The sequence below is a fragment of the Halarchaeum nitratireducens genome (assembly GCF_017874695.1).
GTDB lineage: Archaea > Halobacteriota > Halobacteria > Halobacteriales > Halobacteriaceae > Halarchaeum > Halarchaeum nitratireducens.
This window is the reverse complement of sequence record NZ_JAGIKY010000002.1, coordinates 252,278-264,236: the sequence shown is the minus strand read 5'-3', so window position 1 is coordinate 264,236 and position 11,959 is coordinate 252,278. Positions and strand designations below refer to the sequence as shown.

Genomic DNA, 11,959 nt, shown 5'->3' with positions numbered 1-11,959 from the left:
GACGAGGGGGGTATGAGTGGGCGGGGAATCCCGCGGATTGATTTGGGGCGGCGTCGTCGGCCGTGACATGAGCGACCTCGTGACGTTCGGCGAGACGATGTTGCGCCTCAGCCCGCCGGGACAGGAGCGCCTCGAACGGGCGTCCGAACTGGAGTTCCGCGCCGCGGGCGCGGAGAGCAACGTCGCGGTGAACGCCGGCCGCCTCGGTCTCGACACCACGTGGCTCTCGAAGCTCCCCGACAGCGCGCTCGGGCGGAAAGTGACGGCGACCGTCGAGGCGCAGGGGACCACGGCGGACGTCGTCTGGAGCGACGAGGGACGACAGGGAACCTACTACCTCGAACAGGCCTCGGCGCCGCGCCCGACGAGCGTCATCTACGACCGGGCGGACGCGGCGGTGACGACGGCGACGCCGGACGAGCTCCCGACGGAACGGATCGAGGGGAGCGACGCGTTCTACACCTCGGGCATCACGCCCGCGCTCTCCGACACCCTCGAAGGGACGACGGCGGCCCTGCTCGCGCTGGCGGGAGAGGCGGGGGCGACGACCGTCTTCGACGTGAACTACCGCTCGAAGCTCTGGAGCCCGGCGGAGGCGCGCCCGGTCCTCGAATCGCTCTTCCCCGACATCGACGTGCTCGTGACGGCGGTCCGCGACGCCAGAGACGTCCTCGGGCTCGACGGCGACGCCGAGCGCGTGGCGCGTGATCTCGCCGAGGAGTGGGGCTTCGAGACCGTCGTGGTGACGCGCGGCGCGGCGGGCGCGCTCGCGTGGCACGCGGGCGACGTCGTCGAACAGCCGGCGTTCGAGGCCGACACGCACGACGCGGTCGGGACGGGCGACGCCTTCGTCGGCGGCTTCCTCGCACGCCGCCTCCGCGGCGACGGCGTGCCCGTCGCGCTTGAGTACGCGGCCGCGACCGCCGCGCTCAAGCGCACCATCCCGGGCGACACCGCGCTCGTCACACCCGAAGAGGTCGAGGCCGTCCTCGATCGCTCGGGCGACGATATCGCGCGCTGACGGCCCCGCGGCTTTTCGGCACCGCCTCGCGTAGACGACGGTATGCACGTCCTCGTCATCGGTGCGTACGGGAGCGCGGGCGTCGCCGCCGCGGAGGTCCTCGCGGACGGCGACGCCGAAGTGACACTCGTCGACGACGGCGATCCGGGCGGCGGGCTCTGTATCCTCCGCGGCTGTATGCCCTCGAAGGAGGTGTTGAGCGCGGCCCAACACGGCTATCAGGCGCGCTCGGATCCGCGCCTCGACGCCGACGTCGACGTCGACCTCGATCGGGTCGTCGCCCACAAGGACGACCACACGGCCGAGTTCGCACGCCACCGACGCGACGCCGTGCACGACCTCGCCGAGCGCGAGAACGTGACGTTCCACCACGAGAGCGCGAGGTTCGTCGACGACGGCGTCGTCGCGGTCGGGGACGAGCGGTACGAGCCGGACTACGTGATCGTGGCGACCGGTTCGACGCCCCGGACGCCCGACCTCCCCGGAATCGACGACGTCGAGCCGATGGACTCAGCGGACGTCCTCGACGCGACCGAGTTGCCCGCGTCGGGCGTCGTCCTGGGGTTCGGCGCCGTCGGTCTCGAACTGGTCCCGTACCTCGCGGAGGCGGGCGGGATGGACCTCACGGTGATCGAGCACGACGCGCGGCCGCTCGACCGGACGGCCCCGGCAGTCGGTGACGGCGTCGTCGAGTGCTACCGCGAGGAGTTCGGCGTCGACGTGCTGACGAACGCCGAGGAACGGCGCGTCGCGGCGACGGAGGACGGCGGCGTCCGAGTGACCGTCGAGCGGGACGGCGAGACGGAGACGATCGAGGCCGATCGGCTGTTCTGCTTCACCGGACGCGTCCCGAGCACGGACGGGCTCGGTTTCGAGGCGACGGGGATCGAGCCGACCGAGGGGTGGGTCGATCCGGGGACGCTTCGGGCGCGCGACGATCTGAGGGTGTTCGCCGCGGGCGACGTCGTCGGCGAGCGCGAGCTCCTCCACACGGCGAAGGAGGAGGGCGAGGTCGCGGCGCGAAACGTCCTCGCGGACTGGCGCGGCGAGGCGCTGGAGACGTACGATCCGATCACGCACCGCGTGGTCTTCACCGCGGCCGGCGTCTACCCGTACGTCACCGTCGGCATGACGCCCGGCGAGGCGGAGGACGCGGGCCACGACGTGCTGACGGCGTCACGGGAAGCGAGCGACGACGGCGTCTTCCGGACGAAAGACGCCGCACGCGGCCGGGCGGAGCTCGTCGTCGACGCGACGGACGGAACCGTACTCGGTTACCACGGGTGGCACTACGAGGCCGACGTGATGGCGAAGACGCTGCAGGTGCTCGTCGAGACCGGGATGGACGTCCGGGACGTTCCGGATCGGTCGTTCCACCCGACGACGCCGGAGATCATCGACGGACTCGTGCGGACGGTGAGCAGAGAGCTGCGATAATCGGGTCGCCTGAGGGGGCGAGCAGGCGGCGCGCGATGGGGCGCGGGAGAGAACGCACGTCGCACCGCCGGTTCCGCGGGGCGTGCGCGGCCGTCGTCAGGACATACCGCGGGGTGGCTCCGGCTTTGGTGATGAAGGCGCCGACTCAGACGACGGTACAGCCGCCGGAGTACTCGACGTCCTCGACGCTCTCGATCGGGTCGTCGCCGCAGACGGGACAGTCCGGGTTCCGGGCGATTGGTACCGCCTCGAAGCCGACGCTCGCGGCGTCGTAGTGGAGCAGTCGCCCCGTCAGGAGGTCGCCGACGCCGAGGATCGACTTGACCGCCTCCGTGGCCTGCAGACAGCCGACGGTCCCGGGGAGCACGCCCAGGACGCCCGCGGTCGCGCAGTCCGGGACGGTGCCCTCCTCGGGCGCCTCGGGGAAGACGCACCGATAGCAGGGGCCGTCGGGGGTGACCGTGATCGCCTGGCCCTCGAACTTGTAGATCGCGCCGTGGCTGAACGGGACGCCGGCGAGCACGCAGACGTCGTTGACGAGGTAGCGCGTCCCGAAGTTGTCCGTGCAGTCGACGACGAAGTCCCGATCGGCGACGAGGTCGCGGGCGTTCTCGCGCGTCAGGCGAACGTCGTGACCCTCGAAGTCGACGTCCGGGTTGAGGGCGTCGACGTAGCGGCGCGCGGAGTCGACCTTGGGCGTGCCGACGTCCGCGTCGCGGTGGACGATCTGTCGCTGGAGGTTCGAGCGCTCGACGGTGTCGTCGTCGACGACGGCGAGCGTGCCGACGCCCGCCGCCGCGAGGTACTCGATGACCGGCGAGCCGAGGCCGCCCGCGCCGATCACGAGGACGTCGGCGTCGAGCAGGGCGGCCTGGCCCTCCGGGCCGACGTCGTCCATGATGATGTGCCGGGAGTACCGGTCGAGTTGCGTCGGGTCGAGGTCGAGACCGGGCATGGTGGAACGTGGCGCGCGAGGGCAAAACGGGTGTCGGTGGGCGAAGGGAAGACTTCAGAGGTAGTAGACGGCCACGACGACGAACGGCCCGACGACGACGAGCGACAGGAACGCGACGACGATGACGGCCGGGTCGTGGCTGACGTGCCACGCCGCCGCGGGAACGCACGCGAAGGCGGCGACGAACGCGAGCGCCGCGTACGCCACCGTCCGATTCGGTTCGGGACGTTCTGCGGGACGCACGGGGAGGTCGAGCGCGACGACGGCGTCGCTGAACGCCGCGAACGGACCGACGGTCGCGCGCGTCCGCTCCGGGTCGTACGCGGCGTCGGGCCAGTACCCGTCGCCCGGGTCGCGCCAGTCGAGCTCGACGAGCGCGGTGTCGGCGACCCGATCGATGAGGCGTCGGGGGATCGACCCCTCGCAGACGTCGAGCGGGGCGCGCCACTGCGGTTCGTCGAGCAGGCGGTCGTGGCCGACGAGCGTCTCGCCGTACCGGTGGAACGCCATCGTCCCGAGTCGGAGGTAGCGACCCGCGGCGCCGAGGCAGACGCTAGCGACGAGGAGCGAGGCGGGGAGGAGCGCGAGGGGCGAGCGGAGGACGACCGCGAGGAAGGCGGCCGCGAGCGCACAGAGGACCGCGGGCCGACTGACGAGCGTCGCCAGCCCGCGACAGGCGCACTCCATGCGGACGGCGCGCGGGTCGGGCGTGCGGACGGCGTCCGGGTCGCCCTCGGGAACCGGGACGGTCGGGGCGTCGACGGTCGTGTCCCGGTCGCCGAAGACCGCGGCGAAGACGCCGTTGCCGGGTTCGTCGTCGGTCACGCGGCGGTACGTCTCCGCGAGGAGTTTCGCGGCGACGACGCCGGTCACGACCGCGAGTCCACCCGCACGGAACGACTCGCTCGCGGCGACCGGGACGGCGAGTAAGAACACGAAGACGGTCTGCTGGCCGGTGTGAGAGATCGCCATCCGGGCGGACGTGTGCTCGTACGCCCGCTCGCCGACGTACTCGCGGACGAAGGAGACGCCGTGCGCGACGGCGATCGCGAGCGCGCCCGCGGCGACGGTGAGCCATCGCGCGTCCCCGAGGGCGCCCCACAGATCGAGGGCGTAGGCGAAGTAGAGGCCGATCCCGCCCCAGACGGTCCCGAGCATCGAGAGCTAGAGGAGCGCCGTCGGGACGTTGCGGACGTAGAGCGTGTGACCCCGATAGGTCCACCCGCCGCGTTTCTCGCGGAGGCCGGCGAGCGGGAGGGCGTGCGAGCTCACCGAGCGGTCGAACGGGACGGCGAGTAGCGCCCGCGGGACGCCCCAGAGCGCGGCGACGCCCATCTCGACCCAGTAGAGGACGAGGACGGTGAGGAGATCCCAGCCGAACGCGAGGACGCCGGCGAGCGGATAGAGAGTCGCGGCGGCGACGGCGAGGAACGACGCGGTGCGCCGCGCGGCCGTCCGCGCGTCGGTCTCCGAGTCACTCACGGCCGGGGGAGTGCGAGAGGACGTGGTGGACGAACGAGGCGCGGCGGTCGAGGGAACGAGCCGCGCGGCGATCGGCGTGCGACGCGTGACGTGTGGAGGATGGACCGCGGCGATCGCGGTCGGACGCGTGGCGGGCGGCCATCACGCCCCGCTTTCGGGGCGATCCGGAAAAACGACGGGATCCGACGGGCCCTAGAGGTAGTCGTCCCAGAGCGGGACGTGGGCGTATCGATCACCGCGGTCCGGGAAGGGAACCACGACGACGTCGTCGGAGCCGAGGTCGCCGTGGTCGGCGAGACGCGTCACCGCGGCGAGCGCGCCCCCCGAGGACGGCCCGACGAGGAATTCGCCGTCGGCGCGGAGGTGCTCGCGGACGAGCGCGGCGTCGTACTGCCCGGTGTCGTGGATCTCGGGATCGCGCTCGGCGTAGCGCTCGCGGAGGCGCCGCGCCTCGTAGTACGCGTCGGCGGTCGAAATCGAGAGGACGGCGTCGAGTTCGTCGGCCGCGTAGACGGCCGGATCGTGGTAGCGCGACCCGCGCACGTATTTGAGCCCGTCGATGCCGTGGCGCGGCTCCGCGGGTTCGTAGCCGACGACCGTCACGTCGCCGCGCTCGCGGAGCGCGCGGCCGACGCCCGTGACGGTGCCGCCTGAGCCCGCACCCGCGACGAAGTGCGTGACACGCTCGGCCGTCTGCGCGCGGATCTCCGGACCCGTCGTCCGCTCGTGGACTGCGGGGTTCGCCGGGTTCGCGTACTGATCCGGCATGTACGCGTCCGCCTCGGTGACGCGGCGATCAGCGACGGCCAACATCGTCTCGTAGTCCGGCGCGACCGTCACCGTCCCCCCCGCCGCCCGGATCGCCTCGGCCTTCTCGACCGGGGCTTCCGCCGGCATCACGATCTCGACGTCGTAGCCGCGCGCGACGCCGAGGCGCGCCAGCGCCGTCCCCGTGTTCCCCGAGGAGGGCTCGACGACGAGCGCGTCGTCGTCGAGGTCGTCGGCCGCCGCCGCGGCGTCCAGCATCGAGCGCGCGATCCGACTCTTCACCGACCCGCCGCCGTACGGGTGGGCGTGGAGGTTGTACCACTCGGGCTTCGCGTACACCTCGCAGGGGACGTCGGGGTGCTCGACCCGTAGCAGGGGCGTCTCGCCGATGTGCGACTCGTCGACCGGCGGTGCATCGGCCATGGGGAAGAACAGCGGCGGCGGCGTGGTAAAGGAACGGGCCGAGAGCGAGGAGGGGGCCGAAACGCCGCCGGCCGGCCGACGCGTCTCGACACCGACGTTCAAGGGTGCTCGCGGCGTACGGACAGCGCACGCGATGGACGACGACGGCGAGGTGCTGGAGGACGCGCGGTTCGTCCTCGAAACCCACCTTAACACCCTCGAAGAGCTGAACACGCGCGCCTATCAGGTCATCAGGCTCAACGCCGTCATCCTGACGATCCTCGCGGCCGGCCTCTACCGGACGCGCCCGTCGAGTCTCCTCCTCTTCTACACCGCCATCGGCGTGCTCGGGCTGATCGCGGTCTCGATCTGGTGTTTCGGGCTCTTGCGCGGCGCACCGGTCGGCGCCGGGATGAACGCGGACAGCTTCGAGGAACTCGTCGAGGACGATATCGACGTCGAGGACTACTTCCATCACGCCGTCGGGACGATCTACCCGGCGGCGATCCGCGACGCGAAACGCTCGGCGTCGGAACAAGCGTATCGACTCAACTACGTCTACGCCATCGAGGGCGGATCGATCGTCTGGATCGTCTTCAGCGCGGTCGTCACGCACCCGATGTAGGGGGAACGTATACGGGGGCGCGCGCCCACGGGTGGAGTATGACCGACGACGGCGACGACAGCGAAAGTGAGAGCTCCCCGTTCAGCAACGAGGAACCGAGCGAGACGTACAAGGGGTTCGCCGACAACGCCGACGAGGGCGGCGACGAGGAGTGACGCGCAGGCAGTGACGACGAGCGTCGGGCGTCCACGCAGACCGTAGCGTGTCAAGCGAACGCCGACGAGTCTGCGGGAGGAGAATGGGCCCTGGCGGATTTGAACCACCGATCACCCGGTGTCCCACGGTCGGACTGGTCGTCGCGGCCGGTATGAGCCGGGGGCTGTAAACCAGACTGAGCTAAGGGCCCTCGTACCGCCGTATCGGGCGCGTCGTCTTTAGGGTGTCGGGACTCGCCCCGTCGGGGCGGCGAGGGGCACGGACGGAAGCGAGTGGAGAAACGCGATGTGTTTCTGGGTAGACGTAATTCCGAGGGGGAATGGACGCCGTGTGCAGAACGTGTACGCGTTCTGCATGCGAACGAGGCACTCTGTGTCTCGTGAAGCGACGGCCGAAGTGAGGAGCGCTGTTTTCAGAAACGCTACGCGTTTCTGAACTCGCGTCAGACGCCGCGCGTCTGACTGAGCGCACTTTTGCTTCGCAAAAGTACGCCGCCACCAGGGCTCGAACCTGGGACAACCTGGGTAACAACCAGGTGCTCTACCAACTGAGCTATGGCGGCTTGCTCGCACTCAACCGTAGCGGTGTCGTTCAAATATGGCTTTCGTTTTCCCCCGGGCGCGGCCACCGACGGGTTTTGAAACGAGGCGGGCGTAACGCGGTCATGACCGAGACGGACGCCGTGTTGCGGGCGGTTCGGGAGCGCGTGGACCCGACGGCCACGGAGCGCGAGCGACTGCGGACGGTGGCCGATCGACTCGTCGAGCGCGCAGAGGCGGCGATCGACGAGCGCGACCTCGACGCGGACGTCGTCCGCGTGGGGAGTACGGCCCGCGGAACGTGGGTGCGCGGCGATCGGGACATCGACGTCTTCGTGCGCTTCCCGCCGTCGCTGGAGCGCGACGAGCTGGAGGAACACGGCCTCGCCGTCGGGAACGCGGTCCTCCCGAACGGCCACGAGGAGTACGCCGAACACCCGTACGTGAAGGGGGAGTTCGAGGGGTACGACGTCGATCTCGTTCCGTGCTACGCCGTCGAATCGGCCCGCGAGATCCGCTCGGCCGTAGATCGGACGCCGTTCCACACGGACTATCTCGCGGCGCGCCTCGACGACGACCTCGCGGCAGACGTTCGGCTCTGCAAGCAGTTCCTGAAGGGGATCGGCGCGTACGGCTCGGATCTGAAGACCGAGGGGTTCTCGGGCTACCTCACGGAGCTCCTCGTGCTCGAATACGGGGGCTTCCGAGCGCTCTTGGAGGCGGCCGCGGAGTGGCACCCGCCGGTGGAACTCGATCCGGAGAGTCACGGGGAGGCGAGCTTCGACGACCCGCTGGTCGTCGTCGACCCGACGGACCCCGAACGGAACGTCGCGGCCGTCGTCTCGGCGGCGAACGTCGCGCGCCTCCAGCATTACGCCCGGCGGTTCCGCGACGACCCACGTGAGAGCTACTTCTTCACGTCGGCGCGCGACCCGATGGACGCCGCGGCGGTGCGGGCGGCGCTCGCCGACCGCGGGACGCGCGCGCTCGCGGTTCGGTTCGACGACGAGCGGCTCGCGGGGCTCGTCGAGGACCAGCGCTATCCGCAGCTCCGTCGCTCGCTCGACGGCCTCGTCCGCGGCCTGGAGGAACGCGGCTTCGAGGTGGTGCGCGCGGCGACGTGGGCGGACGAGACGGCGGTCCTCTTCTGCGAGCTCGCGGTCGCGGAGCTCCCGGCGATCGAACGACACCGCGGGCCGCCGGTGCACGTCGGCGAGCACGCCGCGGGGTTCTACGAGAAGTACGCGGACGACGACGCGGTGTACGGGCCGTACATCGACGGCGATCGCTACGTCGTCGAGCGCGAGCGGTCGGTGAGGAGCGCGGCGGCGTTCGCCGAATCGGAGTTGGAGTCGGTCGCGCTCGGCCACGCGGTCGAACGTCTCGTCGCGGCGGGCGACTACGTCGTCCTCGCGGACGCCGACGTCGCGGTGCTCGCGGAGGAGTTCGGGACGGAGCTCGCGGCCTACTTCGACCCGAGGCCGTGAGCGTCTCGGACGTCGTCGAGGACGGCCGCGGCCTCCTCAGAGGGGTCGGTGTCCGGGCCCTCCGGGACGAGGCCGTCGAAGACCTCGTGGACCATCCCGACGCCCTCGGAAAGCGTGTCGAGGCTGTAGCCCCCCTCTAAGACGAACGAGAGCGCGGCGTCGCAGCGGTCGGCGAGGTCGCGCACGCGGGTCGTGAGAGCGCCGTAGCCGTCCGTCGAGACGTGCATCCGAGAGATGGGATCGTGGCGGTGGGCGTCGAACCCCGCGCTCACGAGGAAGAGGTCGGGATCGAAGGACTCGATGGCGGGCGCGAACGCCTCGTCGAAGATGAGACAGTAGTCGGCGTCGTCGGCGCCGGCGGGAAGCGGGACGTTCATCGTCGTCCCCTCGCCGTCACCCGTGCCGGTCTCCTCGATGTCGCCCGTCCCGGGGTAGAGGCCGTCCTCGTGGATCGATCCGTAGAAGACGTCGCCGCGGTCGTAGAAGATGTCCTGCGTCCCGTTACCGTGGTGGACGTCCCAGTCGAAGACGACGACGCGCTCGACGTCGCGCGCGTCGAGGGCGTGCTGGCTGGCGACGGCGGCGTTGTTCAGGAAGCAGAACCCCATCGCGTCGTCCGCGACGGCGTGGTGTCCGGGGGGTCGACCGAGCGAGAACGGCGTCGTCCGGCCATCGTCGCCGTCGAGCGCGGCGTCGACGGCCCACATCGACAGGCCGGCCGAAGCGAGCGCGGCGCGCCACGTCGCCTCGACGGCGACGGTATCGGGGTCCCAGCTCCCGCCGCCGTCGTCGCAGAACTCGCGGATCTCGTCCACGTAGTCGGCGTCGTGAACGGTACGGGCGTCGTCTTCGTCGGCGGGGTCGGCCGTGACGTACTCGATGCCGTGGCGTTTCTGGAGCGCGCGCCTGATCGCGCGGATCCGGTCGGGGTTCTCCGGATGTCGGTCGCCCGGGTCGTGCTCCGCGCAGACGTCGCTGACGCCGAATCTCATCCGACGAGCTCGAAGTACGTCTCGACGTCCTCAGCTTGCACGGTGCGACGACCGGCGTGGCGGGCGAGCGTCGCCGCGCCCTCGGCGGCGTCGTCCGCGAACGCCTCCAGGTGTGCGGCGAGCGCGACGCGGGCGTCGGCCGCCACTCGATACTCGTCCGGGATGTCGAGGCGAGCGATCCGATCGACCGGCGCGACCGGCAGCGTCAGATCGTCGCGTTCGGGCGCTTCGGCCGCAAAGCCGAAGTCCTCGACCATCAGGGTCTTGCGGCCCGCGTCGGTCGCGTGTTCCGCGGCCTCCCGGGCGAGGGCCGCACCGCGACGCTGGATGCGGCGGGCGAGTTCCTCCGCGGCGTCCGCGCTCACGCGGAGGTCGCCGGCTTCGCGCCGGATGACCGTGTCCACCGGCGCGAACGGGAGCTCGACACTCATACCCTGAAACGTGCGTGTACGACCCTTAACGTTTTCCGTCCCCGATCGACGTGGAATCGCCGACGGGCGGTCATCGCCACGGCCGCGTGAGTGACCGGCCACGTCCCCGCGATCACACGGCGGACGACCCGGAGCGACCGGGGCCGAAGACGCCCCGAATCGAGACGTCGAGGTGGAGAGGGGCGTGACGGAACGGGGAAGAACTAGCGGACTTCCTCCGCGTCGAGGCGCTCGTCGCGCACCGGCCCGCGGACCGTCACCGTCTCCCCCAGCGTGACGTCCGCGTCCGTCTCGACGCTCATCGTCTCCGTCCCGTCGTCGAGGATGACGGGATCGCGCGCCTGCACGACCGTCCCCGTGAACTCGACGTCCTCGCCAGCGTCGTCGGCGCCATCGCCGTCGCCCGCGTCGCGTTCGTCGGTCTCGGGCGCGGTTCCGTCCGCGTACGCACCGAGTCCGGTCGTCTCCTCCGACGACGACTCGTCGTCCCCGACGGCCGTCGTCGCGCCGTCCGCGAGTTCGACGACGCTCGCGCGCCATCCCGCGGAGGCCTCGATGTCGTCCTGCCAGCCGTCCTGAATCTCGACGTCGGTGAAGAGCACCTCGTCGCCCGGTCCGACGTCGCGATCCGCCTTCTCTCCCCAGAGCGCGACCCGGATGTCGTCCGTGTCGTCCTGTAACCGGACGTTTCTGACTTGGCCCTCGCTCCCGTCGTCGCGCTCGAACGTCCGCTTCTCGTCCACGGATCGGATCACGCCGGCGATGTCCGCGACGTCGTCGATTTCGAGGTCGTCGATCGGCGTGGACTCGGGAACGAACTCGACGTCCGCGTCGACGGCCTCGACGGCGCCCCGGTCTCCGACGTGGAGTTCGATCGCGCCGTCGCGCTCCCGGACGTAGCCGTCCGCGATCTCCACGACGTCGCCCGGTCCGAACTCGTCGGCGGCCGCCGTCCGGTCGTCCCAGAGAGTCACCGTCACGCGGCCCGTCTCGTCGCCGACCGAGAGGTTGGAAACGCGCCCCTCGCTCCCGTCGTCGCGCTCGAACGTTCGCACGGCGTCCGTGTCGAGCACCTCGCCGACGAGCGTGACGTCCGAGAGTCCGACCGAGAGGTCGTCGACTCGGTAGGTGTCGCTGACCTGGACGTCGATGTCGACGTCGGGGTCCGGTTCGACGCGATCGGCGCTCACTTCGACGCCGTTGTAGCCGTCCGTCGGCCGCCCGGCGACCCGGATGACGTCGCCGGCTTGGAGTTCCGTCGCGGCGTTCGCGGCCTGCTCGTCCCACAGCGAGACGCGGACCGTCCCGCTCTCGTCCGCGACGTCGACGTTCAGCACGCGCCCGTCCTCCGCGTCCTCGTCGTCGCGCTCGAACGTCCGGAGTTCGCCGACGGAGACGACCTTGCCGACGAACTTCGCCTCGTCCATCTCCGGGGTGACGTCGGCGATCCCGTTCACCTCCCCGTCCTGTAGCTCGTGCGCGAGGAGCATGGCGGCCGTCTCGTCGTCCGCCAGCCCACCCATCTGCTCGACCTTCTCCGCGACGGCCTCGCGGAACTCGTCGAGGGAGACCTCGTCGGTCTCCAGGTCGGCGTACGTATCCTCTATCGCACCCATGATAATCGTAGTTCAGCCCAAGGTGGGCCCGCGCATAAGCGTTGTCCT

The 11,959-nt window shown here is 70.8% G+C and carries 11 protein-coding genes and 2 tRNA genes; 4 read left to right on the top strand and 9 right to left on the bottom strand.

The genetic code is table 11. The features are described from left to right. The first annotated feature begins 67 nt into the window (after positions 1-67). Together kdgK1 and J2754_RS03460 are read left to right on the top strand one after the other, a co-directional pair. A complete protein-coding gene (gene kdgK1 / locus J2754_RS03465; RefSeq protein ID WP_211086681.1) occupies positions 68-1,021 on the top strand; it encodes a bifunctional 2-dehydro-3-deoxygluconokinase/2-dehydro-3-deoxygalactonokinase in 954 nt (317 codons plus the stop codon). A gap of 42 nt (positions 1,022-1,063) precedes the next feature. Next, positions 1,064-2,458: a dihydrolipoyl dehydrogenase family protein gene (locus J2754_RS03460; RefSeq protein WP_211086680.1), complete on the top strand. Its 1,395-nt coding sequence runs from the start codon at positions 1,064-1,066 to the stop codon at positions 2,456-2,458. Between the two features lie 145 nt (positions 2,459-2,603). On the opposite strand, the gene ubaA is transcribed toward J2754_RS03460, so the two are convergent. From ubaA to J2754_RS03440, 4 genes are all read right to left on the bottom strand, one after another. After that, a complete protein-coding gene (ubaA, locus tag J2754_RS03455; RefSeq protein WP_188877697.1) occupies positions 2,604-3,413 on the bottom strand; it encodes an SAMP-activating enzyme E1 in 810 nt (269 codons plus the stop codon). 54 nt (positions 3,414-3,467) lie between these two features. After that, a complete protein-coding gene (locus J2754_RS03450) occupies positions 3,468-4,571 on the bottom strand; it encodes a DUF6498-containing protein (protein ID WP_211086679.1) in 1,104 nt (367 codons plus the stop codon). A 6-nt stretch (positions 4,572-4,577) separates the two neighbouring features. Next, entirely contained in the window at positions 4,578-4,895 is a 318-nt protein-coding gene (locus tag J2754_RS03445; protein WP_211086678.1) for a DUF6498-containing protein, read from the bottom strand. Positions 4,896-5,087: 192 nt separating this feature from the next. Beyond that, positions 5,088-6,086: a PLP-dependent cysteine synthase family protein gene (locus J2754_RS03440; protein WP_211086677.1), complete on the bottom strand. Its 999-nt coding sequence runs from the start codon at positions 6,084-6,086 to the stop codon at positions 5,088-5,090. On the opposite strand from J2754_RS03440, the gene J2754_RS03435 reads away from it, so the two are divergent. Beyond that, the gene (locus J2754_RS03435; protein ID WP_188877694.1) at positions 6,085-6,690 is read left to right on the top strand and encodes a hypothetical protein; all 606 of its coding nucleotides are present in this window, start codon (positions 6,085-6,087) and stop codon (positions 6,688-6,690) included. The two genes, J2754_RS03440 and J2754_RS03435, sit on opposite strands and share 2 nt — an antisense overlap. A 239-nt stretch (positions 6,691-6,929) precedes the next feature. On the opposite strand, the gene J2754_RS03430 is transcribed toward J2754_RS03435, so the two are convergent. Continuing rightward, positions 6,930-7,036: transfer RNA gene (locus J2754_RS03430), tRNA-Ile, on the bottom strand. Positions 7,037-7,335: 299 nt separating this feature from the next. Beyond that, a tRNA-Asn gene (locus J2754_RS03425) sits at positions 7,336-7,408 on the bottom strand. Between the two features lie 102 nt (positions 7,409-7,510). Between J2754_RS03425 and cca the strand changes: the two genes are divergently transcribed. Continuing rightward, a complete protein-coding gene (cca, locus tag J2754_RS03420; protein WP_211086676.1) occupies positions 7,511-8,872 on the top strand; it encodes a CCA tRNA nucleotidyltransferase in 1,362 nt (453 codons plus the stop codon). Here the strand turns inward: cca and J2754_RS03415 are convergent. From J2754_RS03415 to J2754_RS03405, 3 genes are all read right to left on the bottom strand, one after another. Further along, positions 8,851-9,864, bottom strand: a complete 1,014-nt coding sequence (locus tag J2754_RS03415) for a histone deacetylase family protein (protein ID WP_211086675.1) — start codon at positions 9,862-9,864, stop codon at positions 8,851-8,853. The two genes, cca and J2754_RS03415, sit on opposite strands and share 22 nt — an antisense overlap. Beyond that, complete coding sequence (locus J2754_RS03410; RefSeq protein WP_188877690.1) at positions 9,861-10,295, bottom strand: histone; 435 nt, start codon at positions 10,293-10,295, stop codon at positions 9,861-9,863. The genes J2754_RS03415 and J2754_RS03410 overlap by 4 nt, the downstream gene beginning before the upstream one ends. A gap of 203 nt (positions 10,296-10,498) precedes the next feature. After that, entirely contained in the window at positions 10,499-11,911 is a 1,413-nt protein-coding gene (locus tag J2754_RS03405; protein WP_211086674.1) for a single-stranded DNA binding protein, read from the bottom strand. Positions 11,912-11,959 lie beyond the last annotated feature (48 nt).